The 23,238-nt window shown below is 50.9% G+C and carries 18 protein-coding genes and 2 pseudogenes; 10 read left to right on the forward strand and 10 right to left on the reverse strand.

Features of this window, described 5'->3' with window-relative positions; translation table 11 throughout:
• Positions 1–347: 347 nt before the first annotated feature.
• The 3 genes and pseudogenes from dbpA (at position 348) to ABVR31_RS14680 (ending at position 5,099) form a co-directional block, all read left to right on the forward strand.
• Entirely contained in the window at positions 348–1,727 is a 1,380-nt protein-coding gene (dbpA, locus tag ABVR31_RS14670; protein ID WP_159377459.1) for an ATP-dependent RNA helicase DbpA, read from the forward strand.
• A gap of 141 nt (positions 1,728–1,868) precedes the next feature.
• Positions 1,869–2,831, forward strand: coding sequence for a chemotaxis protein (locus ABVR31_RS14675; protein WP_021507259.1), 963 nt, complete (start codon positions 1,869–1,871; stop codon positions 2,829–2,831).
• Positions 2,832–3,544: 713 nt separating this feature from the next.
• Positions 3,545–5,099: pseudogene (locus ABVR31_RS14680) on the forward strand (methyl-accepting chemotaxis protein).
• 99 nt (positions 5,100–5,198) lie between these two features.
• Here ABVR31_RS14680 and ABVR31_RS14685 read toward each other — a convergent pair.
• A complete protein-coding gene (locus ABVR31_RS14685; protein ID WP_372773303.1) occupies positions 5,199–6,488 on the reverse strand; it encodes an HAAAP family serine/threonine permease in 1,290 nt (429 codons plus the stop codon).
• On the opposite strand from ABVR31_RS14685, the gene ABVR31_RS14690 reads away from it, so the two are divergent.
• Entirely contained in the window at positions 6,476–6,721 is a 246-nt protein-coding gene (locus ABVR31_RS14690; protein ID WP_315655215.1) for a hypothetical protein, read from the forward strand. The genes ABVR31_RS14685 and ABVR31_RS14690 overlap by 13 nt on opposite strands.
• A gap of 166 nt (positions 6,722–6,887) precedes the next feature.
• On the opposite strand, the gene ABVR31_RS14695 is transcribed toward ABVR31_RS14690, so the two are convergent.
• From ABVR31_RS14695 to ABVR31_RS14705, 3 genes are read right to left on the reverse strand one after another with little or no spacing between them, the layout of a single operon-like run.
• Positions 6,888–7,883 (reverse strand): glycosyltransferase family A protein, encoded by a 996-nt coding sequence (locus tag ABVR31_RS14695; RefSeq protein WP_166719896.1) that lies wholly within the window; start codon positions 7,881–7,883, stop codon positions 6,888–6,890.
• A complete protein-coding gene (locus ABVR31_RS14700) occupies positions 7,880–9,187 on the reverse strand; it encodes an oligosaccharide flippase family protein (RefSeq protein WP_058758004.1) in 1,308 nt (435 codons plus the stop codon). The genes ABVR31_RS14695 and ABVR31_RS14700 overlap by 4 nt, the downstream gene beginning before the upstream one ends.
• A 16-nt stretch (positions 9,188–9,203) precedes the next feature.
• Positions 9,204–10,181: a glycosyltransferase family 2 protein gene (locus ABVR31_RS14705; protein ID WP_372773306.1), complete on the reverse strand. Its 978-nt coding sequence runs from the start codon at positions 10,179–10,181 to the stop codon at positions 9,204–9,206.
• Positions 10,182–11,384: 1,203 nt separating this feature from the next.
• Here ABVR31_RS14705 and ABVR31_RS14710 point away from each other — a divergent pair.
• The gene (locus tag ABVR31_RS14710; protein WP_372773308.1) at positions 11,385–13,280 is read left to right on the forward strand and encodes a flagellin; all 1,896 of its coding nucleotides are present in this window, start codon (positions 11,385–11,387) and stop codon (positions 13,278–13,280) included.
• A gap of 9 nt (positions 13,281–13,289) precedes the next feature.
• On the opposite strand, the gene ABVR31_RS14715 is transcribed toward ABVR31_RS14710, so the two are convergent.
• The gene (locus ABVR31_RS14715; protein WP_372773310.1) at positions 13,290–14,204 is read right to left on the reverse strand and encodes a LysR family transcriptional regulator; all 915 of its coding nucleotides are present in this window, start codon (positions 14,202–14,204) and stop codon (positions 13,290–13,292) included.
• A gap of 104 nt (positions 14,205–14,308) precedes the next feature.
• Here ABVR31_RS14715 and ABVR31_RS14720 point away from each other — a divergent pair, with 104 nt between their 5' ends.
• From ABVR31_RS14720 to ABVR31_RS14735, 4 genes and pseudogenes are all read left to right on the forward strand, one after another.
• Positions 14,309–15,727 carry an aldehyde dehydrogenase family protein gene (locus ABVR31_RS14720; protein ID WP_222951237.1) on the forward strand — a complete coding sequence of 473 codons (1,419 nt, stop codon included), beginning with the start codon at positions 14,309–14,311 and terminating at the stop codon, positions 15,725–15,727.
• 342 nt (positions 15,728–16,069) lie between these two features.
• Positions 16,070–17,142: pseudogene (locus ABVR31_RS14725) on the forward strand (site-specific integrase).
• A gap of 10 nt (positions 17,143–17,152) precedes the next feature.
• Complete coding sequence (locus ABVR31_RS14730) at positions 17,153–18,100, forward strand: hypothetical protein (protein ID WP_023338109.1); 948 nt, start codon at positions 17,153–17,155, stop codon at positions 18,098–18,100.
• A gap of 13 nt (positions 18,101–18,113) precedes the next feature.
• The gene (locus ABVR31_RS14735) at positions 18,114–18,314 is read left to right on the forward strand and encodes an antitoxin VbhA family protein (protein ID WP_023338108.1); all 201 of its coding nucleotides are present in this window, start codon (positions 18,114–18,116) and stop codon (positions 18,312–18,314) included.
• Between the two features lie 32 nt (positions 18,315–18,346).
• On the opposite strand, the gene ABVR31_RS14740 is transcribed toward ABVR31_RS14735, so the two are convergent.
• The 5 genes from ABVR31_RS14740 to ABVR31_RS14760 all read right to left on the reverse strand — a co-directional run bounded on the left by ABVR31_RS14740 (position 18,347) and on the right by ABVR31_RS14760 (position 22,012).
• Positions 18,347–18,559 carry a hypothetical protein gene (locus tag ABVR31_RS14740; RefSeq protein ID WP_023338107.1) on the reverse strand — a complete coding sequence of 71 codons (213 nt, stop codon included), beginning with the start codon at positions 18,557–18,559 and terminating at the stop codon, positions 18,347–18,349.
• Positions 18,560–18,628: 69 nt separating this feature from the next.
• Positions 18,629–20,023 carry a P-type conjugative transfer protein TrbL gene (trbL, locus tag ABVR31_RS14745; protein WP_372773313.1) on the reverse strand — a complete coding sequence of 465 codons (1,395 nt, stop codon included), beginning with the start codon at positions 20,021–20,023 and terminating at the stop codon, positions 18,629–18,631.
• 187 nt (positions 20,024–20,210) lie between these two features.
• A complete protein-coding gene (gene trbJ, locus ABVR31_RS14750) occupies positions 20,211–21,005 on the reverse strand; it encodes a P-type conjugative transfer protein TrbJ (protein WP_001373492.1) in 795 nt (264 codons plus the stop codon).
• 81 nt (positions 21,006–21,086) lie between these two features.
• On the reverse strand, positions 21,087–21,440 hold the full coding sequence (gene traJ, locus ABVR31_RS14755; protein ID WP_000218774.1) for a conjugal transfer transcriptional regulator TraJ: 354 nt from the start codon (positions 21,438–21,440) through the stop codon (positions 21,087–21,089).
• Between the two features lie 302 nt (positions 21,441–21,742).
• The gene (locus ABVR31_RS14760; protein ID WP_032150968.1) at positions 21,743–22,012 is read right to left on the reverse strand and encodes a hypothetical protein; all 270 of its coding nucleotides are present in this window, start codon (positions 22,010–22,012) and stop codon (positions 21,743–21,745) included.
• Positions 22,013–22,731: 719 nt separating this feature from the next.
• Here ABVR31_RS14760 and ABVR31_RS14765 point away from each other — a divergent pair.
• A complete protein-coding gene (locus ABVR31_RS14765) occupies positions 22,732–22,989 on the forward strand; it encodes a HigA family addiction module antitoxin (RefSeq protein WP_001575470.1) in 258 nt (85 codons plus the stop codon).
• Positions 22,990–23,238: the final 249 nt, after the last annotated feature.

Raw genomic sequence — 23,238 nt, forward strand, 5'->3', positions numbered from 1 at the left:
AAATATAAAGCAAAGCGGTTAGGATTTTTACTCAGATTTTCCGCGTAACAGGTAACATATAAGCGAAATCTTACTGAAAATAGCCGTAACATGCAGCGATATTGCCGCTTACCTGCCGCTAATATCATTTTTTCCCTCGAAAAAGCGTTTTTACCGTTCGTGCTGCCTGGTGTGAAATTCGGAACATTCATTAAAACTTTGCGATAGTTGCACCTCATCATTGACCTGACAAAGCGCAACGACTGACTAATTTCACAACGTGATTATTACCGCAATTGCCGTTGCCGATAGGCCGCCTTTCTGCCAGACTGGCCGCCGCTATTCCTGTTACTACCTGAGATGCTCCTGTGACTGCTTTTTCTACCCTGACGCAACTGCCTGCCAGCCAGCTCGACAACCTGCGCGAGATGGGCTTCGACGCCATGACGCCGATTCAGGCCGCTTCCCTGCCGGCCATCCTTAGCGGACGCGATGTGCGGGCGCAGGCGCAAACCGGCAGCGGCAAAACCGCCGCCTTCGGTATTGGCGTGCTGAACCGCATCGACAGCGGGCGTTTTCATACCCAGGCGCTGGTGCTGTGCCCGACGCGTGAACTGGCCGACCAGGTCAGCAACGTGCTGCGTCAGCTGGCGCGCTTCACCCGCAACATCAAGATCCTGACGCTGTGCGGCGGCCAGCCAATGAGTGCGCAGCGCGATTCGCTGGTGCATGCGCCGCATATTGTGGTCGGCACGCCGGGGCGCATCCTCGATCATCTCAAGCGTGACAATCTCGATTTAAGTCAGTTGCAGAGCCTGGTGCTGGACGAAGCCGATCGCATGCTGGAGATGGGTTTCCGCGACGATATGGAAGCCATCATTGGCTTTACGCCGGATTCGCGTCAGACGCTGCTGTTCTCCGCCACCTGGCCCGATACCATTGCCAGCCTGAGTCAGCGCTTTCAGCGCGATGCGCTGGCAGTAGCGACCGAAGCGCAGTCGGAACTGCCGGCGATTGAGCAGCAGTTTATTGAAACCAGCGCCAGCGAGCGTATCAACCTGCTCAGCGCCCTGCTCAGCCAGCAGCAACCGGCTTCCTGCGTGGTGTTCTGTAACACCAAACGGGAATGCGATGAGATTGCAGCCGCGCTCAACGATCGCCAGATCAGCGCGCTGGCGCTGCACGGCGATCTGGAACAGCGCGATCGCGAACGCGTGCTGATTCGCTTTGCCAACGGCAGCATCCGCGTGCTGATCGCCACCGACGTCGCCGCGCGCGGCCTCGACATTAAATCGCTGGCGCTGGTGGTTAACTTCCAGCTGGCGTGGGATCCGGAAGTGCACATTCACCGCATTGGCCGTACCGGCCGCGCCGGCGAACAGGGGCTGGCGGTCAGCTTTGTGGCGGCCGACGAAATGGTGCGCGCCCATGCGCTGGAAGATTACCTGCAGCAGAAGCTCAACTGGCAGCCGGCCAGCACGCTGAAAGGCAAAGGCGCACAGCCGCTGCCGGCGGCAATGATGACGCTGTGCATTGACGGTGGGCGTAAAGCCAAGATGCGTCCCGGCGATATTCTGGGCGCCCTGACCGGTGAAGCCGGTTTCAGCGGCGATCAGATCGGTAAAATCGATCTCACCCCGACCCATGCGTATGTCGCCATCGACGCCGCACAGGCGAAGAAAGCACTGATCAAGCTGAAAGAGGGCAAGATCAAAGGCAAAAGCGTGCGCGCGATTCTGCTGAAGTAACTGTCGTGAGCGTGAGGGCGATCGCCCTTACGCTAAATTTTCATCGCCCTTCCCTTCATTTTTTTCCTCCGCTGCCGATAAGTTAATCATGGCGCTATTGCCCTGCCCTTTACTCCGCCCAGATTCTGCCCCGAGGCCACAATGGATAATTTTCAGAAAGAGATCGATGAACGCGCTAACCTTGCGCTTTCTAACAAGTTCGAACTGCTGCTGTTCCGGCTGGGTTCCGATCGGCTGAAAGGCAAGTCTGAGCTGTACGGCATCAACGTATTTAAACTGCGTGAAATTGTGCCGATGCCGACCATTACCCGCGCCGCCGGCATGAATTCACCGCTGCTCGGCATGGCCAGCATTCGCGGCCAGTTTATTCCGGTGATCGACCTGCCGGCAGTAACCGGCTGCAAACCGGAAACCGGCCTCAACCTGCTGCTGGTCACCGAATATGCGCGCAGCACCCAGGCATTTGCCGTGGAATCGGTGGAGAACATTGTGCGTCTCGACTGGAATCAGGTGCACACGGCGGAAGCAGGCATCGGCAGCCGTAACATCACCAGCATCGCCTGTCTGGACACCGACGGTCAGAGCAACAATCTGGCACTGGTGCTCGACGTCGAGCAGATTCTGTATGACATCATTCCGTCGGTGCGTGGCGTTGAGCCGAGCGAAGAGACGGCGAAGAATTTCAACCTTAAACCCGGCCAGGTAGCGATTGTTGCTGAAGACTCTAAAGTGGCGCGTCAGCTGCTGGAACAGGGGCTGAAAAGCATGGGCATTCCGGCCATCATGCACAATACCGGGCTTGAAGCGTGGATAAAAATCAGCGAGATGCAGAAAGAAGCACAGGCTAACGGCGAGTCGATTCACGACAAAATCGCGCTGGTGCTGACCGACCTCGAAATGCCGGAGATGGACGGCTTTACCCTGACGCGCAACATCAAGCGCGACGACGCGCTGCGGCAGATTCCGGTGGTGATTCACTCGTCGCTTTCCGGCAGCGCCAACGAAGATCACGTGCGCAAAGTGGGCGCTGACGGTTACGTCGCTAAGTTTGAAATCAACGAGCTTTCCAGCGTGATTTATCGCGTGCTGGAGAAGAAGCGCTAAGCGCTTGCCCCGATTTTCCCCTCAGGCGCGATATTCGCGCCTTTTTTGTGCCCGCTCGCCATCCGCTGCATTACCGTAACGGCGTATTTATTACGTATTGCCGGACAGTTAATCGTCCCTGGTCACCATGAATGGTGACCCTACAGAGCCTCTGCGCGTTTTTTGCAGGGTGCAGTTTATTGCGCATTCCGCCACGGTGCGGGAAATGAAATGCGCGATGAATCGCGCCGCTACGGTTTGTGCGACGGGATAATGCAGATATCCCATCCGCAATGAATCATGATGGCGCGACGTGTCACGCAGATATTCCTTTCATGTGATGCCGCTGATAACCGCACGAGTGGTAGCGGCGCAATTTATTGCGCGATGCCTTTCAGTTGCGCGTCTCAGGTCACCATCAATGGTGACCCTGCCGCCTCTGCGCGTTTTTGTAGGGGGCGCAATTTTGCGCACCGACATAGGCCGTGACGCCAGCTAATTACGACCAGTGATTAATCAACCTTAAGCCCTCTTAACCGTTTTGTGACAAATCCCTAAAAAATTAAAGTTAAAACATTAGCAACCGATAACTTTAGCGCCTGCGCTGGTGGCGCCAGACCCGTCTCGCCGCAATGGCAAAAAATCTTTCCTTTACACATCATCGACATATTGCAGACCCGTCGTCTGCGTTTCCGTTTTAACACAACAGCATTCTGGCATTGCGGGGAGATCCAATGTTGAACTTAAAGAATATGAAGGTCGGCGTCCGCCTGGGCATCGCCTTTGGTTTAGTGGTGGCACTACTGGTGGTGATTGGTATCACCTCAATCATGAAGATCAACAACATCAAGAGCGGCATTACCTCGATTGTGGAAGATCGCTATGTAAAAGTGCGCCTCGGCTTTGACGTGCGCGATGGCGTCAACGATCAGATCAAATACCTGCGCGGCATCGTCATCGATACCACCCGACCGCAGTTCAACGTGCAGCGCTTTCAGCAGCTGGCAGACGCCACCGCCCGTACCAACGCGGCGATGAAGAAGATCGAAGCGATTCAGATTACCGCCGTAGGCAAGAAGAAAATTGCCAGCCTGCTGGCTGCCAGTCAGCAGTTTGAACAGCAGAAAAATGAGGTGCTGGATCTGGTGCGTGCCGGTAAAGCCGATGACGCCAGCTACTACGTGCTGAAAAAAATTACCGCCGTGCAGAATGCCTACCTCGACCTGGCGGTGGCGTTTGCTGATTCCCAGTCCTCACAGCTCCAGCAGGAAGGCGCCGGCATTATCGACGATGGCACCACGGCGATTGAAGTCACGCTGGTGTTCCGCGCTCGCCATTCTCGCTGCCGTGGTGATGGGCTGGCTGCTAACCCGTTCGATTGTGCATCCGCTGAATGAAGCGGTGACCATCGCCAGCAAAGTGGCTGCCGGCGATCTCAGCTCGCGCATTGAAATACGCAGCAAAGATGAAACTGGCGCGCTGATGCAGGCGCTGCAGGCGATGAACGATAACCTGCTGACCATTGTTTCCGACGTACGCGCTGGATCCGACACCATCGCCGTGGCGTCCAACCAGATCTCCAGCGGTAACATCGATCTCTCTTCGCGCACTGAACAGCAGGCCAGCTCGCTGGAAGAGACGGCGTCCGCGATGGAGCAGATGACCGCTACCGTGAAGCACAACGCCGACAATGCGCGCGAAGCCAACTCGCTGGTGGCGAAAACCTCCGGCGTCGCCAAAGAAGGCGGTGAAGTGATGGAGCAGGTGATTGTGAAGATGGAGGCGATTGCCCTCTCCTCGAAGAAGATTGTCGACATCATCAGCGTGATCGACTCTATCGCCTTCCAGACCAACATCCTGTCGCTCAACGCGGCGGTCGAAGCGGCGCGCGCCGGTGAACAGGGTCGCGGATTTGCCGTTGTCGCTACCGAAGTGCGTAACCTGGCGCAGCGTTCTGCCTCCGCGGCGAAAGAGATCAAAGTGCTGATTGAAGACTCGGTGGCGAAGGTGGATGAAGGCAGCCGTCTGGTGACGCACGCCGGTTCGACCATTGGTGAAGTGGTCAACAGCGTAAGCAGCGTGGCGGAGATCATGAGCGAAATCACCATCGCCAGCAGCGAACAGAGCAGCGGCATCAGTGAAATCAATCAGGCCATTACGCAGATGGAAGCGGTGACGCAGCAGAACGCCGCGCTGGTACAGGAAGCGTCCGCTGCATCTCAGGCGCTGCAGGAACAGGCCGACCGTCTGGCGCAGTCGATGAGCGTGTTTAAAACCGCTGCGGTTTAAAACAGACAGCCCCGTTCTGCATGCGTCAGACGGGGCCGTTCAGTGTCGCTGGCATTGTCATGGCGGTGCGCATCGGGTCCGGCGCACCGCGCCCTGCTGTTAATTCATCAGCGAATAAGCGATGGACGAAATCGCCAGAATCCCCACCAGCACCACAAACAGGTTACTGATTTTGCCGCTGTACTGGCGCATCGCCGGGACTTTATGAATAGCGTACATCGGCATCAGGAACAGAATCATCGCAATCACCGGCCCGCCCAGCGTCTCAATCATGCCGAGAATGCTCGGGTTCAGAGTGGCAACCAGCCAGGTGGTCAGCAGCATAAACAGCGTGGTCAGGCGATTCATTTTCTGCGGCGTGATGGTTTTACCGCGGCTGCGCAGCGACTTCGCTACCATGCCGTTGAAGCCTTCACGCGCGCCCAGATAGTGGCCGAGGAACGATTTGGTGATCGCCACGATGGCGACAATCGGCCCCATCCAGGCAATCATCGGCACGTTAAAGTGGTTCGCCAGATAGGACAGAATGGTGATGTTCTGCGCCTTTGCTGCCTGTAAATCGGCGGGCGACAGGCTCAGCACGCAGCTGAACACAAAGAACATCACGGTCACCACCATCATCAGATGGGCGCTGGCCAGAATGCGTGAACACTTCTTCTCCGCGCCGGCGCCGTACTCGGCGCGTTTCGCCACGGCAAAAGACGAGATAATCGGCGAATGGTTAAAGGAGAACACCATCACCGGAATCGCCAGCCACAGCGTCATCCAGATACTACTGTCGCTGCCGCTTTGCGCAAACGATAAGGTCTCCAGCGCCGCGCCGTGCCAGTGCGGCACCAGATACGCAGCCAGCAGCATCAGCACCGCCACAAATGGAAACACCAGCACGCTCATCGCTTTGACAATCATCTGCTCGCCGAAGCGCACCACCGTCATCATGCCAGCAATCAAAATCAGCGACAGCAGCGCACGCGGCGGCGATACCAGCCCGAGCTGGTGCACAATAAAGCTGTCCACGGTATTGGTGATCGCTACGCTGTACATCAGCAGGATCGGGTAGATGGCAAAGAAGTAGAGCAGCGTGATGATCTTACCGGCGCCGACACCGAAATGCTCTTCCACTACGTCCGTGATATCCGCACCGGGATTTTTGCCGGAGAGCACAAAGCGCGTCAGCACACGGTGCGCAAAGAAGGTCATCGGGAAGGCGAGAATCGCCATGATGAGTAATGGAATCAGCCCGCCCGCGCCGGCGTTAATCGGCAGAAACAGCACCCCTGCGCCAATCGCGGTGCCGTACAGGCCCAGCATCCACACCGTATCACTCTTGCGCCAGCCGGTTGCTGCCGCCTCCACCGTACCAAGGGTACCGGTTTGTGAGTTATCCATCTGTCTCTCCAAAATTGTCTCAAATGCAGCCGGAACGACGGCTAAAAATTCGCGGCGGCCTGCAGCGTGCGGTCGCTTCACAAAACGCGCCTATGCTACCCGTTTTTGCCCGGCGTGGATTGCCGCAACGCAAGACATGCATCACAAAGGCGGTAAAAATGCGCGAGATGGCGATAAAAGCAACAATTACGCACAAAACACGCACGCAATCGATTGCCTGGGGCGCTATTTGACCTGAGAAGTGTCAGGAGTGCAAGACACAGCGCGAAGTGGACGTGAGCGGGAGAATGAAGTGCGGGGATGTTGCCAGCAGCAGAGCGCTCAGGAGGAAACTCCCCCGGCAGCTAGCCTCGGGCAATGCTGTACTTCGCCAGAGGATAACGCCGGGAGAATTGAAAATCAGAATGCCCGCATTCTATAGAGGGCATAAAGGAAATAGTACGCTGTGATAGTATTCAAATTCATAATCATGTACTTCAGTTTTTCATTTTTATTCAGCAGCGTAAAAATACCTTTAGAATATTTTCCGCGCTTGATTTGATTAATTTCCTGCGCAATATCGGCAGGTGAAAACGAGGCGTGATACATAGCGGTGACAATCTGCATATCCAGTGCCAGCACGCGTTTCGAGATTGCTTTTAAAAAATGGTCGAGATTACCCGACGCGTACTTTTCCACAATCGAATCGTACAAATCGGTAAGCGACTGTTTACGCACTTTCAGTTCGCTGTACTGCACTTTACGTTTCGACAGCGATCCCGCCACATCCTCATAATGATAAGCCGCGCCTGGGGTGATCAGAAAATTACTGACGCAGCTGAAAAACTTCAGGTTAAACAGCAGGTCTTCACTCATCGAGACGCCTTCCATGAAGCGCAGATGAAGATCGTCAATAATCTGGCGGCGATAACATTTATTATGCAGATAGCCAATGTTGTCACTCATCTCCAGCTCGCCCAGCACGTAAGGAATATCCTGCTGACTGAAGAATCCCGCCTGCGAGACTTTGCCGATACGGTTGTCGTTGAGATTGCCGACCATTAAGTCCACCGCTTCGGCCGGCCAGGCATTGAGATTGAGTTTGAAACTCATCAGGAAGTTATCGTCAACCCAGTCATCCGCATCGAGAAACAGGACATATTCCCCGCAGGCCTGCTGCAGCCCGCTATTGCGTGCCGCACTGACGCCTGCGTTAATTTGATTAAGCACCGTAACCTGCGGATAGTGAGCAAATTCCTGCAAAATTCTGGCACTGTTATCGCGACTGCCATCGTTGACAACAATTATTTCATAGCTACTGAAGGTTTGATTTAATACGCTTTGCAGCGTACGCCGGATAGTGTTTTGCGCGTTATAGACGGGAATGATAATACTAAATAGCGTTTTTTCATTCATGATAAACTCTCTTTACTGTCTGAGGTTTTGATAGTGCTAAAGAGCTGCCATAGTTTCCTGGGGTTGAAAAAGATCAGATGAATACGCATGACCGGCTGTGCCGGGAAAAAGTAATTCAGCAGGGAGAACGATAAAAACTCGGTTAATACCACGCTCATGGCGGCACCGGTTAAGCCGAAATGCGGCACCAGCAGCAGCGACGACAGCAGGCAAATCACTAATACAGCGAAGGTTTTCTTCACCAGATAGCGATAGCCGTTATATTTAATGATGAAGCGATCCATGACGCTGCTCAGCACCGCGCACATCGCACCGAGGCTGAGTAATAACGTCGGCGCCACCGCATCAAGATATTGCTCACCATAGAAGTCACGAATAAACCAGCCCGACAGCAGCCAGATCGCCACAATTACCGCAGCGGAAACGCCAATCACCAGCAGATGCAGTTTCTGCGCTTTGACGATCGCCTGCTGGTCATTACGCTCGGCAAAAAACGCCGGATAAAACGACGCCAGCAGCGCGCTGGGTAAAAATACCCAGGCGGTTGACAACGTCAGCGCCACGGAAAAAATGCCCGCCTCTTTCACGCCGAGAAAATAAGAGACGCTGATTTGATTCACGCGTGTATAGAGCGCAACGGCAATCGCAGAGAAGATCAGCGACATGCCGGACACCAGCATGTAGCGCGAATACTTTTTCACGTGGCGCAGCGCCGGAAGCGGTGCACGCCGCTCATACAGCAAAAACAGCGTTAACTTGATGGTGAAAGGAATAAAGGTGGCGAGCACAATCGGAATCGCCAGCCAGGCTGGTTCCAGCTGGTAATAGGAGATCAGAAAGCGCACCGTCAGGCTGATCGCCAGGCCAATGACGTTGGCAATCACATTGAGACGCGCGTTGAGCCTCGCTTCGTTGTAAATATTGACCAGGTCAATGGATGAGAACAGGCAGGCAATGGCTGCCGCGCAGATAAAGACCAGCGCGTCGGCGCTCCACTCCTCTTCCATAATCGCCATGCCGACAATTGACAGCACGCAATACAGCACCAGCACCAGCAGGAAGGTCGCCATCATCAGGCGCAGGCCGGAGTGATGATTCTGCGCGATGCGTTTCAGCAAAATCACATCGCTGCCCATCAGTGCGATGGTCTGAATAAACTGAAATACCAGCATGGCGATGGAGATAATGCCAAAGGTGGTGGGCCCGACGTATTTCGCCACGTAGGAGGTGACAAAGATCAGGCCGAATACCGCAATCAGCTTTTCGGCAATCATCCACATGGAGTTTTTTAATTTGTCTTTCACAACGCCTCCGGTGCGATTATTTCTCTGCCAGCCGGCGCAGCCGTGAAACCAGGCGCGGGCTAATGAAAAACAGCGCAAAGTACAGGCTCCACGGATTAAATAGCGGTCCGGCGGTGCACCAGCTGCGGAAACTGCGGCGATAGAGCGTGATGTATTCATCAATGAAGGCGCGGCTCAGGCTGTCGCTGTGCAGCCCTTTGTGGATGTAAGACGCCGTGACTTTTAAATAGAGGTGGTAATAGCAGCGATAATGCTGGCTCGATAAAAACGCCTTCATGCCGCTGAACGAGCGGGCAAAAGAGAAATGTTTTTCCCGCAGCGCCGAACGCGTTGCGGAGTGCGTGGATTTGACGTAGTGATAAACCACCCGCTGCGTCATCACTACCTGGCGATCCTGTTGCAGATGCAGGTAGTTCATGACAAACAGCAGGTCTTCGAAATTGGCAATCTCTTCGTTGAACCGCAGCCGGTGCTGACGAATGACATCGCCGCGAAACACCTTGTCGCAGATACCGTGGCGCGGGTGGTAATAGAGCAGATCGTTAATCGCCGCAGACACCGACAGCGCGTGCGCCTGTTCACGGTTGGCGGGAAAATCCAGCGGTGCGCCGTCCGGGTTGAAGTGTTGTGACTCGCCCACCACCATCGCCGTTTCATCACTCATCAGCCGCACATACGTCGAGAAGGCCTGGGGCGGCAGGAAGTCATCGGCGTCTAAAAAACACAGCAGCCGGCCGCGCGAGGCGCGAATGCCCCGGTTGCGTGCCGCCGAGACGCCCGCGTTGGCCTGGCTGATAAGGTGGAACTGCGGATAACCGGCGTAGCGCTGCAGGATCGCCAGCGAGTCATCGCTGGAGCCGTCATTAATAAAAATGGCCTCAAAGCGAACCTCATCCTGCTGCAGCAGGCTGTCGATGCATCTTTCCAGATAAGCTGCGGCGTTATACACCGGCACAATGACGCTAATCAGCACGTCGTTAACGGGAGTTTGCATATGACCTCAAAACATAATTTATTGGGGGTTGAACCCGCCGTGACAAAATAAAAATTGATACTGAACCGTTAATGCTTAACGTTTAACGGCCCATGCTTTCATCCGGCTTAACATTAATACGCCGCTGTTTTCAGAGTTTCCTCAGCAAAATATGACCGCCGAAACACGTCTATTTTTTGCTGCAACAAGATAAGAATTTCGCTATATATTCAGGTCAGGTTTATCTGGCGATTTAAAGGGTAAAAACCGCAGGCTACCGCCCCTGGCTTACAGCGACCAGCGTGCTGGAATTCTCTTTGGTGCATTTTCAGGCGTAAAGAAGGGGCGCTGCACCCCGCAGAGTTCAGTTATTTATCAGACAGTTAGCCCCAGCACTTCCTGCACAGCAACGTATTTATTGCGTTGCTGCCGGGTAAAACATTTATCAGATAAAGGTTTATTCGTTATCCTAATCGGCGCTACCTCTCCAGCTATTTTTTGCCGCATCAGGAGAACGGGAACTGCCGACCGCGGTTGAAAAGGTGCATCTTTCGACGGGCCTTCGCAACGAGCGTTACGACATTAACGATATTTGCTGTATGCCCTGCACTTTTATTACGCCGCGATGTATGTTGCACGGCGCGAGGTGCAAGTGGCGTTAATTCAGTCCGGCTATCGCAGCCGGACTGCAAATGGCACAAGGCCAAAAATTGCGATCTGATTCAAAACTTTTACCGCATTCTTACCAGGCGCAGTTATAAGGTCAATGCCTTCCAGACCAAAACGGAATTTACTCACTCGCCCCACCGCCTTATTTCGCGCTGACTGATTAGCATCGATAAAGCGCAACCGCGGCGATTGATAAGGGCGGCGCGCGCTGCTGACCAGGAATAAGAGCAGGGAAACCGGCGGATAAGTCCAGTAGCATCCTAAGCGGTTGTTATCGCAATGGGTTACGCCCTCGCCGTCCCGCTTAAGCAGTAATAACCTTTATTCATTCTGCTGACCTGCTATTTTTAGTAGTCGTCAAGCGCTGCCTCTATAAATTAGCGCCGTGCGAAAAAATACAGATCCTTACCGCATCACAAACTCAACTTAGCGCGATTTCATGCTGCTTATTTTAACAATCAGCACTTCGCTGACGTGACTTAGGCCAAATATTTTTTTAAAGAAAGCCGGTAAATGCCGATAACGCTATCAGTGTATTTATCAGTGAGCCCGGAAATGATCAGCCTGCAAACCAATCTCTCAGCCCTCAACGCCAGCAAGCAATCTGCCAGAAGTGGCGCGGCGCTGGGCGATGCGATCCGCCATTTATCGTCGGGTATGCGCATCACCAGCGCGCGTGACGATGCGGCAGGTCAGGCGATTGGTAACCGTTTTAGCAGCCAGCAGAACGGCCTGGCAGTGGCGCAGCGTAATACCGGTGACGGCCTGTCACTGGTCGAAACCGCGGAAAGCGCGCTGGATGAGATCAATAACCGCCTGCAGCGGATTCGCCAGCTGGCGGTTCAGGGATTAAACAGCACCAATTCGCAGAGCGACTCGGACGCCATTCAGGCGGAGATTAACCTCAATCTGAAAGAGATTGACCGGCTCAACACCAGCAGCAGCTTTAATGGCATCAGGCTGCTGGATGGCAGCGCCGGTAAGCTGGGATTCCAGGTGGGCGCTAATGACAACGAGAAAATCAGTCTCGACCTGTCGGCACCCGGCTTCAGCGTGGAGGCACTGGGACTTAAGGATTTGGTGATCAGCGGCATCAGCGGCAAAGTGACCAATGTCACCACCCTTACCGGCATCGCCACCAATATGGCGTTCAGCAACCCGGCAATTACCGTGAACTATCTGCCCGCCAGCGGCTCACCGCAGCTGGTGCGCAGCAGTGGTGATAACCGCCAGTACGTGCAGAGCAGCGACGCCGACGGCAAGCCGGTCTATTATCTGGCCGCCGTCAGTGCGCGCTGGGATACCGCCACGGCTGCCGGTAACGTCTCGATTAGCCGCAGCAATCCGGCGCCGCTGTACAGCAACGTCAGCAGCATTGCGTCGCGCACCATCCCGGCGGTTAATTATCAGGACAGCAGTGGCAGCGCGCTGAGCACCACGCCAGCAGCCACGTTAACGCAGGATAATGGCCAGTATTATATTGAGCAGAACAACAGCTGGTATCCGGCCACGCTAAGCTTTGGCAGCAGCGGCGCAGTAACGGCACGCATGACCGGCGGTGCCGCCAAAACCGACAGTGATTTCGCCACCCTGCCGACCACGGTGACCGACACGTCGGCGATCGACACCAGCACCGCCAGCCTTAGCTTCAGCGATGCCAGCGGCAACGCGGTGAGCAATGGCCGTCTGCTGCGCAGCGGCGGGCAGTATGTAATGGAAGTGGATAACGGCGGCGGTAGCTACCAGTATTACAACGCCGCCGTCAGCGCGACCTCGGATGGCACCAGTAATTCCCTGAGCATCGTCGCGACCAGCGCCAGCAGCATTAACAGCTTCAGTGCGGTAAACAGCGTGACCGGCACCTCCTACATCACGCTCGATCCGGCCAATGTGGATGTGCGCTATACCGATGTCGATGGCAACAGCAGTAATGATGTGCTGAAACTCGACGCCGACGGCAATTACTACATGGATGTGCCGAACGGCAATCTGGATAAAACCGCCACCTTCGTCCGCAGTGACAGCAGCGGCAACCTGATGCTGAAAACCCTGCAGGGCGTGGGTGACGTGCAGATTTACTTCCAGGCGGCTTTGTCGTCAGTTACCGATGCCTCCACCAACTTTACGACGCTGCGCGTGGCCGAGACCGGTTCAGAGATCCGCCTGAAGCATCCGGACGATCCGCTCGCCACGCTGGATCGCGCTATCGGCCAAATCGACAGTCAGCGCACCCGTCTGGGCGCCGTTGCTAACCGGCTGCTCTCGGCGCAAACGCTGCAGGGTAACGCGACCGCCGCGATTGCGGCATCGCGTTCCCGTATTGAGGATGCGGATTACGCCACGGAAGTCTCCAGCCTGTCGCGTCAGCAAATTCTGCAGCAGGCCAGCAGCGCCCTGCTGGCGCAGGCTAATCAGCTGCCGCAGCAGGTGCTGAAGTTACTGAACGCCTGATAAAGGACGTCATCCGGCTTCAGATGAGGCAGAAGCATCACGCTGCTCACGCACAAAGTCGGTGAGCGCCCGCAGCGCCGGCGGCACCAGCCGGTGTCCCGGATAGTAGAGGCAGAGCGCACCGAGAGGCACCTGCCAGCCGGGCAGCAGGTGCACCAGTCGGCCCGCCTGCACATCCGCCGCGACCTGCTGTTCCGTCATGCAGGCAATGCCCAGACCCGCCAGCGCTAGCTGGTGGATGGCGCTCATGTCGCTGGCCGCCATACGCGGCTCGCCCTGCAGCCGATAACGCTGCTGCTGGCTCAGCTCCCAGCGGTAAACGCTGCCGTCCGCCATGCGCATACACAGGGTTTGATGCTGATCGAGCGCCTCTGGCGTCTGCGGTGTGCCCGCGTGTGCGAGGTAGGCTGGCGCGGCCACCACAATCATGCGCATTTCCGGCGTCAGCCTGACGGCAATCATATCGCCCGGCACGTCCTCTGCCAGCCGAATACCGGCATCGAAGCCGTCGGCCACGATATCCACCCGCTCTTTCTGGCTGTAAATATCGACGCGAATGCGCGGATAGCGTTGCAGGAACGGCAGCAATATCGATGCGTACCACAGCGCGCTGCTCTCCGGCGGCACGTTGAGACGCAGCATACCGGCCGGATCGCCCGGATCGCTGCCGGCTTCCTCAGCCGCGCTGCGGATCATCGCCAGCGCTGGCACAATTTTCTCGCTGAAACGCCGTCCGGCATCGGTCAGCGCGACGCTGCGCGTGGTGCGGTTGAAAAGCCGCACGCCCAGTCGTTTCTCCAGCGCGGCAACCGCATTGGTCACCGCCGAAGCCGACATCTCCAGCTCGCTGGCCGCCGCTTTAAAGGTGCCGCGCCGCGCGACCGCCAGCACAATTTCCAGTTCAGTCAGACCTGTCCGGTTCATCAATTATTCCGTTTCGCGCAATACCCTTTGCAGGCGGAGGCGGATTATCGCCGCCGGTGGTGCGTGCTACTTTGCCGCCACGCAACATGCAAAGGAGCATAGCCATGCACATGATTGAACACATCTATATCAACGGCCAGTTTGTCACTCCTGACGGCGATGAATGGCTGGATATTATCAAACCTGCCGACGGCAGCGTTATCGGTAAAGCGCGTCTGGCCAATGCGCAGGATGCTGAACGCGCGATTGCGGCGGCAGCGGCGGCGTTTCCCGCCCTGGCCGCGACCACGGTGGCGCAGCGCATTACCCTGCTGGAACAGATGTACCATGCGGTTAACGGAGCCGAAAGTGAGCTGCACGCGGCGATCCTTGAGGAGTACGGCGCGCCCACCGCACGCTCCGAGTGGATGAGCCGCTATCCGGCTGACGTGATTCTGCAGGTAATTGAAGAGCTGAAACGCTATCCGTTTGTACAACAGGCAGGCCGCGCGCAGGTGCAGATGCTGCCGCTCGGCGTTGCCGGCCTGATCACGCCATGGAACAGCAACGCGGGCTTTATCTGCCATAAACTGGCGACCGCGATTGCCGCAGGCTGTACCGCCGTGATCAAACCCAGCGAGTTCAGCCTGTTGCAGACCCAGGTGATCACCAGGGCGCTACACACCGCCGGTTTGCCTGCGGGAGTGTTTAATATCGTCACCGGACGCGGTGCCAGCGTCGGTGAAGCCCTGAGCCGCAGTCCGCAGGTGGCAAAAATCTCCTTCACCGGCTCGACCGCCACCGGCAAAGCGATTTTGCGCAGCGCCGCCGACACCTTTAAACGCGTCACGCTGGAGCTGGGTGGTAAATCACCGACGCTGATTTTGCCGGATGCCGATGCCGCGCAGGCAGCCGGGCTGGCGGTTCAGGCTGGCTTTATCAACAGCGGCCAGGCCTGTATTGCCGGCACGCGCATTCTGGTGCCGGAGCAGCGCAAGGCCGAGTTCGAACAGGCGCTGACGGCGGCAGTCGCTGCGGAGGTCTCCGGCGATCCGGCTGACGCGCGCACCACTATCGGGCCGATGGTTAACGAGAAACAGTGGCAGCGCGTGCAGCACTATATTGCGCTTGGCGAACAACAGGGCGCGCGCCTGCTGACCGGCGGCAGCGGCCGCCCGGACGGGCTGCACCACGGCTGGTATATCCGCCCGACGCTGTTCAGCGATGTCACCAATGAAATGCCGCTGGCGCGCGAAGAGATTTTTGGCCCGGTGCTGAGCATCCTGACCTACCGCGATGAAGCCGAAGCCATCGCCATGGCCAACGACAGCGATTACGGCCTGTCGGCACTGGTGATCGGTGCGGATGAACAGCATGCGCGCAACGTGGGAGAACAGCTGATCGCCGGCCGCGTGATGATCAACACGCTGGCTCACGAACCACGCGCGCCGTTCGGCGGTTTTCGCCACTCCGGCATAGGCCGGGAAATGGGACAGGCGGGTATCAGCGCGTTTCTGGAACCACGGGCGCTGATTGCTGGGTAAGGAAGATATGAACGCTGCAGTGAATAGCACTGCGGCGCAGGGTGCCGCGCCCGAGCAATGCGCCTCTTTTAGATTGTGATTATCCTGACGCCCATCACCTTTCTGCGCACGCAAAAATCGCCATGTTTATGAGTGTTAAGGGCACAAATCTGTCACACAGGCTGAATCGGGACAGTAACAATATTAGATAAGGCATTGATTTAACTGGTGCCGGAAACAGGAGTCGAACCTGCGACCTTCGCATTACGAATGCGTAAATTGGTCCTGTAAAATCAATACCTATCGAATTTAAATAGATTTTTTGCCACAATATTGCCACAGTTCGTTAGGAATCAGACAGAAATGGCGACTATACGCAAACGTGGTAACTACCAATGGGAAGCTCAAATCCGTAAACGTGGTTTTCCCTCTCAAACCAAAACCTTTAACACCAAAGTAGAAGCAGATGCTTGGGCCAAAATGATCGAGTCAGAAATGGCGAGAGGAGTTTGGCTTAGCCGCAGCGAAGCGGAATCTACGACATTGTATGAAGCCCTAACGCGCTATGAAAAAGAGATTGTTCCCGACAAAAAAGGAGCAGTGCAAGACCGATCATTGGTGCGGATACTAAAAGGCACTCAGCTGGCAAAAAACTATATGGCCAGCATCAGGAGTGCCGATGTCGCCAAGCTAAGAGATGAATGGTTGAAAATTTATGCTCCTGCAACCGTTTTAAGGCGTTTGGCCTTACTTTCTCATGTATTCAATGTTTCGCGGAAAGAATGGGGCATGGAGAGCCTGCTGAACCCCGTAGAGGCCATTCGCAAACCCCAACCCAGAACTCAAGGACCAGACGCCTGGAAGCGCTGCCTTTAGTTTCTGAGCAAACCGGTGTTACGTCAGGAAAGGAATTAGCCAACGAGATCGAACATATCATTGCCGCAACACATTCATTAGTATTGCCAGCAATCATTCTTCTGGCGTTAGAGACAGCCATGCGCCGTAGCGAAATTGCAGAACTTCGATGGCGCTTTATCGATCTTGATAGGCGAGTTGCACATCTGCCAGATACTAAGAATGGTAATGCTCGCGATGTCCCCTTATCCACAAAGGCTGTTATGGTACTATCCAATCTAAAGGAGCGTTCTAAACAAGCTGATGACAAGGTTTTTGGAATGCGTGCCGATGCGATCACCCGCGCTTTTGATCGAGCTGTAAAGCGCGCCAGAGAAAGATATGAACAAGCTAAACCTCAATGTGATGACACTTTCCTCAAAGATTTAAGATTTCACGATCTCCGGCATGAAGCGACCTCTCGCTTGGCTGAGATTTTCCCCATGCACGAGCTGACAAAAATCACGGGGCATAAAGACCCGAGAATGCTAATGCGGTATTATCATCCAAAAGCTGAGGATTTAGCGTTAAAGTTGAAATAAAGGATATCTTATGCGTTACATTAGAAAACACATTGCAAATTTTGATTTCAACATTGTATCCATTATATATTTGCTGATTGCTTGCATTGTAATCATGAAGTTCCCATTATTACTTCAAGATAAAACCTTCTTAGTTTGTGGATTATTCCTCTCGGTAGCATTCATTTTTTGTGCCTATAACAACAAAAAAACAATCGTCAATAAAATGATTGAGCACAGCATCATTAAATGGATTGGAACAGTATTGATTTTTTCAATTTGTATGTGGTATGCAAAACATAAAATTAATTTTGATTACGATATTCAACCGGAATACTTAATATACTCATCTTATGGTTATGCTTTCGCAATGGCCATTCCTCTATCTCTATCCATTTATGGCCTTAGCATTTTCATATACTTATACTTTGGAAGAATTACTGCTTATCAATGCTTTTACGCGGCAATTTTGACCATCCCTTTTTCTGCAATGCTAAGAGAGACGATTGAAAAAAACCAAGAGGTTGATTTCAAAGTTATTATGTTGTTAGTTTTCGGGTTAGCTTTCGGTATCGTAACCATGTTCAAAGCAATGCAAAAAACAAATAAAGAATCAACTTCATCCAATAAAAAGAATCTATTATACATTGCAAAAACAATGGCACAAGATATTAATAGAGCAAAACTAATTTTAATGATATGGTTTAAAAAAATACTTATATGTTCGAATAGCTACTTAAGAGTTGCAGATCTATTATCGACAGCAATTGCATTATTATTCATTGGTGTTTTTTCAATAAAGATAATACCAGAGCATCAGAAGTCTTTTCTTTTACTTGATGCTTTTTCTAAGACAGATTGCAATACAAAAAAAGATTCATTTTCATACATCAGGAAATCGAAAAACGAATGCTACAGAATTAATTCTAAAGGAATAGAAGTTATCGAAATGATATCATTTACCTCATCAGCTGACTAAAATATAGGTAGTAATGAAAATGGATGAGACCACGAAGAGAAAAAGGATTGAGGCATTTAGGAAAGCAGAGGCTAGCTTATATTTATCAGGTAAAGATCCTCGCGGGTCAGAATTTTACCAGAAAATAAAGGATGAAGTTATAAGAGGTAAGCTAACTTATGAAGAGGCAAAAGCAGAGATTTTAAATCACCATATAGAGAAATCGAAAAAATAAGAAAAAGGCTAACATTATGTTAGCCTATCTTCTCAATGATTATTCCTATAACTAAAAATTGCTTTTTTCAATAACTCCGTTTGCTCATCAGCATCATCATAATTATAAATTCCCGTAGCAGAATAATACTCTTCGATGCATAGAATATTTATCAATGGTTCACAAATCTCTTTAATAAACTCCTTGTTGTTATCGGCAAAAATAATTTTTATTCCTTCCAAAACAAAGCTATTATAATCAGCCATTATCCACCTCCTTACAGGTGTTTAGTGGAAGCGTCAGTTAACGTTACCGCGCTAACTGACGCGCCTAAATCAAGATTTTTTACTGCCAGTTAAACTATCACCCTCAAACTCATCCTGTTCGTGGTTAGTCTGACGATCGGCTGTGTGTTTACGTATTTGATTCGCTATTTCCCCACCAACGGTCTGTTGTCTTCGGATAGTATTAGTACTTACCTTCATCATCTGATACTCCGAAGCTCCGTTAGACAGCCCGCTCGCCATGTGAGAAGCCATGCGGCCAGCTCGTGAGAATGATGAAGCAAACCCCTGGCTTCCTCCGCTGACGCTACCTGTATTACTCCCTGCAGAAGAACCACCGCAACCGCCTGATGGTTGTCCTCCAGAAGTATCTACGGAACCGGTATCTTCCCCTCCGCCAAATCCTCCACCTGAACCACCTTTATCACCAGAACCAGATTCTTCGGCCATCGCCGCTTGTGCAGATTCAAATGCTGCTTTTAGAGCGGAAGCACCACCACTGACTTGAGCTGTAGCACTCATTGCCATTGCCCCAGCGCCACTGATTGCAGTAGTAGCAGCGCCAGTAATCATACCTGCTCCAAAACCACCGATCCCTTGTAAGGACGCTCCTCCAACAACGCCTGATAACAACAACGGTAATTTATTCGTCAATACTAAAAGAATAATTGACGCCAGAAGTAAAACAATAAGACTATTAAGATCAGGAATATCATTTTTAATAATAGAAAAATACTGATCTATAAATGATTGCCCAATCCCCATGATTAATGTCATCGTAAATAACTGAATACCAATCGATAATACTGTGCGTAAGTAATTTATTGCTATATCAGAAGTCCATTTCGAGCCACCAAACCCAAGCAAAATAACTCCTGCATAACACAACACCCATGCAGAAACTAACATTATTAGCATATTTATCGCGATAAGCGCCATTACTACTAATACTATTATCGCGACGGTTATCATAATGGTCGAAATCATTGGAGACCAAATTGATGCTGCTGAACTGACCTTTGTTAATATCACAAATGCCATATCCACTATGCTGGAGGGTGAAATACCAGTACTTGTTCCTAAAGCATTTGCTGCAAGTTGTCTCATTGAGTTAATTATAGATTGTGATATGGCTGGGCCGTTGATTAAAAGATAATAAAAAAAACCAATCACGGCAAAAAAACGAACTATTTCTGCAAGTGCACTGATTAAACCTTCCCCTTGCATCGCCAACATACCAAATGTCCAAACCATACTTATTAATACCAGCCCCCAGAAGAGCCAATTTGCATAATCACCAATTACTAATGACCATGTGCTGGCTACTTGCTGAAACTTATCTAATAACGTATCAAGTAATCCGCTACTATCTAATTGACCAGCATAAGCATTTACAGAAAACAAAAAAACCATTCCTAAAAAAGTGAGCTTGCTTACTATTCTCATAATTACCATTCTCGCTTAGGGCTAGGATTGTTATTGCCACTCAGGGCACATTTATCGTAGTTATGTTCGTTCAATTTATTCTCTGACGTCGATAAACAATCTTCATCTTTTTTATCGCAAGAGCATAGAATTAATGAAATTATTAGAATAAAAATGACCAAAAGTTTATCTTTCATTCAGCTCTCCCTCACCAAATTCGCTTCGGGCTTGGTGTGTTCTCGCCAGCTAACGCTTTTTCATCAGCGACTATTTGTTGGGCTTCTTTATCAGCCTCAGCCTGTGCCAGTGTTGCTGCAGCGTTTTGCTGAGCTACCAGAAGCGAGCGGATTTGCAGCAACTGGTTCGTTTGAGCACTGGCAAGCTGGTTAGCGGCCTGAATAGCTTCCATTTGCCCTTGTGCGCCGGTTGCCTGCGTTTGCAAATCTGCAAGGTTGTCAGCATCGCTTTGCAGTGTTTCCTGCTGTTCGTCAAGAGCCTTAAATACAGCGTCATTGGCCTTTTTACGTGCCTCAGAGCTGTTCTGTTCAGCTTTGCGCAGTGCGCTAATTTCATCCGCAGTACATTCAACATTACTGTTAAAGCACGGTGATGAGCGGTAGTAATTCACGTCCTGATAACGCTTCAGATATGAATCAAGACTCCCGGCCTGGTTTTTGTAGTAATTAAGGGTGTCCTGCGCCTGCAACAATTTGTTGATGGTCGAATTGGCCTGATCCCAGATATAGGCTGCAGGTGCGACTGTATTTTTGAGCATGTTTTCATACTGCTGCAGCTGCGTCTGGTACTGCTGGATCTGTTTTGCCACAGCCTGAACGTTGTTGACTGCGCTGATTGTGGTCTGCACCACATTAGTACCATCGATTACAGGGATACCGGCTGTCGCCGGTAATGCCATGATGGACGCCAGGAAGGAAGCTGCTAATGATTTTTTAGCTGCTAAAATCCCTCTCAGTGATGAAAATACTCGGAGCATTAACTTCATTTGCCCACCTCAAATTTAACTGATTATTAATATTGAAAACTCGTACTTTTAACAAATACAGATATTTAGGAAACCATAAATTTATTTATCCAAGATTCTATCCATAATATTTCTTAGTTCTTGTCTGGTTGATTCTATTTTAGCAAGCAACGTTTTTATCAATGAGGGTGAAAAATCAACTGTGCGTGGATCGTTAGCTAACCACAGTTTAAGTAACCCACCAAGTCGACCAAGATCAGCATTTACTCGGCTAAGCTCTACAACCTGTTCAATATCTACCATAGACTCAACCTGATAACCCATTGCTACTTTACGAATGAAACTCGCTACACTTAAGCCAGATGCTTCTGCATTTTCCTGGATTTGCGCTTTTTCATCTGGCAAACAATAAACTTTAATTGGTGTACTATTTTTTCTAGTCTGAGAAACGGTCATATCATTCTCCATACAGGCGGTAGCCGATCAGCCTCGCAGAGCAGGACTCCGTTGAGCAGCTCAGCTGCGAATAAGGGAAGGTAAAGTAGAAGCACCGTTTACGGTGGGCCTACTTTACATGTCCTGCCCTACATTTGCCGTTGTGAATCTGTGTACGTATTGTGTATTCCTGTGTACGTATTGTGTATTCCTGTGTACTCAGTGTGTTTTCGTAAAGCATTTGTGCAGTATTAGTCGTGTAAAAGTGTGCAGCATATGTGTTTATTGAAAGGAAACTTATCTGAATACCCCAAGGAATATTTTTATTCTCGCGGCTTGGGTTTTAGCGGCCTGCCACGTTTCCTTTGAAACCTATTTATCTCTTTCGCTATATCGTCATTTTCTGTCTTTGACTCAACAGATTTATCTATCCAGTCCTTAACATCCTCTCTACGCCAGAGAAGACGTTTATTACCGGGAAGACGACATCTTGGTGGAAGACATTTTGGATTTCGCGTTGCATCACTGCGGATACTTTTTACAGTTTTCTTTAATGCAAAAGCCAACTCTTCAACGGTTATAAGTTCTGGCATAACTGATTTCATCGAAGAACCCATCTCTCAGTAGAAATTTGAGGATTTTAGCGGCTAAAATTTTAGGCGCTAAAGTTTGCTAACCAACGTTATGAATTGAGAATAATTAAAACTTACTGCCAAAAAGAATAATGTCAACAGGGTTTTTATTCATCTGGTTCTTACTTCATATGAAATTTGTTTTATTGACCAATTTCTGAATCACACTAAGGTTTTAATAATCCCTTTAATCTTTTTGGTTATATATAAGGTTAAAGATCAGGTTAGAGGGGGGGGGGGAAAAGCGATATATTTATTTGTTTATTATGACAATTTTAAATTATACCCGTACCTCAAATGTCATGAAAGCGTACCTCATATGTCATAAAAGCGTACCTCATATGTCATATAATAAAAAATTAACAAGCAAGTCATGCACAATATTATCAACAGAATCTGTGGATAAATACACAGATTATACATGATGAAATAGATTGTTTAGCTAAACTAAATAGCAATAAATAAAATGAAACGAAATGTAAATAACAGAGGATTGTAGATGACTTATAAATTTGGTTAGCTAACCTTTATAAGAACTACTGTTTGCAAATGATTCATACCTGACAGCGGATATATAGAATTTGAGTAAGAAAAACACTTAAACCAACCTTACTCTATGATTTGTTTAGCTAAACAAATTACTATAATGAATCCGATGACGTTTAAAAAAAGGAGGGGGGATGAGGACGATAAATGCTGCACCTTCAACTGTCGGAGAGATTTTATACGAAGAATTCTTGAAACCATTGGATATGCCTCCCGCAAGACTTGCTGAACTGATGGATACATCATATGAAAAAATTTTGGAAATAATAAAAAATGAGCGAAATATAACTCTTGAGGAAGCTTTTCAACTCGCGATAATTTTCAATACAGATGCATATTTTTGGGTGAAACTGCAAGAGCTACATGAGGCATGGTTTAATAAAAAAAAGTAATGGTATTCAATTCGATTGCTTAGTCCTAATACATAATATGCTTTGAATAATACTCATGTATTACTAGTGACTCATTAAAACATGATAATACCAAGAGGACTGAGGATTGAGAAATTTAATCCTGGATGATGGGACACAGTCCTGACCGGACAAATCATTTTAGCCGTGGTACAGGCGACACTGAAAACCGACATAAAGAAGCCCGACTGGTAAATTCGGACTTTGTTTGACGCTCTGGCCTGAATGGAA

Origin of the sequence: Pantoea sp. WEP (genome assembly GCF_041678305.1) — a bacterium.
Lineage (GTDB): Bacteria > Pseudomonadota > Gammaproteobacteria > Enterobacterales > Enterobacteriaceae > Pantoea > Pantoea dispersa.

Bases quoted from the DNA above. Each gene is read 5' to 3' on its own strand.
- trbL (WP_372773313.1), bottom strand. From the start codon at position 20,023: ATGAGAATAGTAAGCAAGCTCACTTTTTTAGGAATGGTTTTTTTGTTT.
- ABVR31_RS14735 (WP_023338108.1), top strand. From the start codon at position 18,114: ATGAAAATGGATGAGACCACGAAGAGAAAAAGGATTGAGGCATTTAGG.
- ABVR31_RS14730 (WP_023338109.1), top strand. From the start codon at position 17,153: ATGCGTTACATTAGAAAACACATTGCAAATTTTGATTTCAACATTGTA.
- ABVR31_RS14765 (WP_001575470.1), top strand. From the start codon at position 22,732: ATGAGGACGATAAATGCTGCACCTTCAACTGTCGGAGAGATTTTATAC.
- ABVR31_RS14685 (WP_372773303.1), bottom strand. From the start codon at position 6,488: ATGGATAACTCACAAACCGGTACCCTTGGTACGGTGGAGGCGGCAGCA.
- ABVR31_RS14760 (WP_032150968.1), bottom strand. From the start codon at position 22,012: ATGCCAGAACTTATAACCGTTGAAGAGTTGGCTTTTGCATTAAAGAAA.
- ABVR31_RS14740 (WP_023338107.1), bottom strand. From the start codon at position 18,559: ATGGCTGATTATAATAGCTTTGTTTTGGAAGGAATAAAAATTATTTTT.
- ABVR31_RS14720 (WP_222951237.1), top strand. From the start codon at position 14,309: ATGCACATGATTGAACACATCTATATCAACGGCCAGTTTGTCACTCCT.
- trbJ (WP_001373492.1), bottom strand. From the start codon at position 21,005: ATGAAGTTAATGCTCCGAGTATTTTCATCACTGAGAGGGATTTTAGCA.
- ABVR31_RS14695 (WP_166719896.1), bottom strand. From the start codon at position 7,883: ATGAATGAAAAAACGCTATTTAGTATTATCATTCCCGTCTATAACGCG.
- ABVR31_RS14705 (WP_372773306.1), bottom strand. From the start codon at position 10,181: ATGCAAACTCCCGTTAACGACGTGCTGATTAGCGTCATTGTGCCGGTG.
- ABVR31_RS14715 (WP_372773310.1), bottom strand. From the start codon at position 14,204: ATGAACCGGACAGGTCTGACTGAACTGGAAATTGTGCTGGCGGTCGCG.
- ABVR31_RS14710 (WP_372773308.1), top strand. From the start codon at position 11,385: ATGATCAGCCTGCAAACCAATCTCTCAGCCCTCAACGCCAGCAAGCAA.
- traJ (WP_000218774.1), bottom strand. From the start codon at position 21,440: ATGACCGTTTCTCAGACTAGAAAAAATAGTACACCAATTAAAGTTTAT.
- ABVR31_RS14675 (WP_021507259.1), top strand. From the start codon at position 1,869: ATGGATAATTTTCAGAAAGAGATCGATGAACGCGCTAACCTTGCGCTT.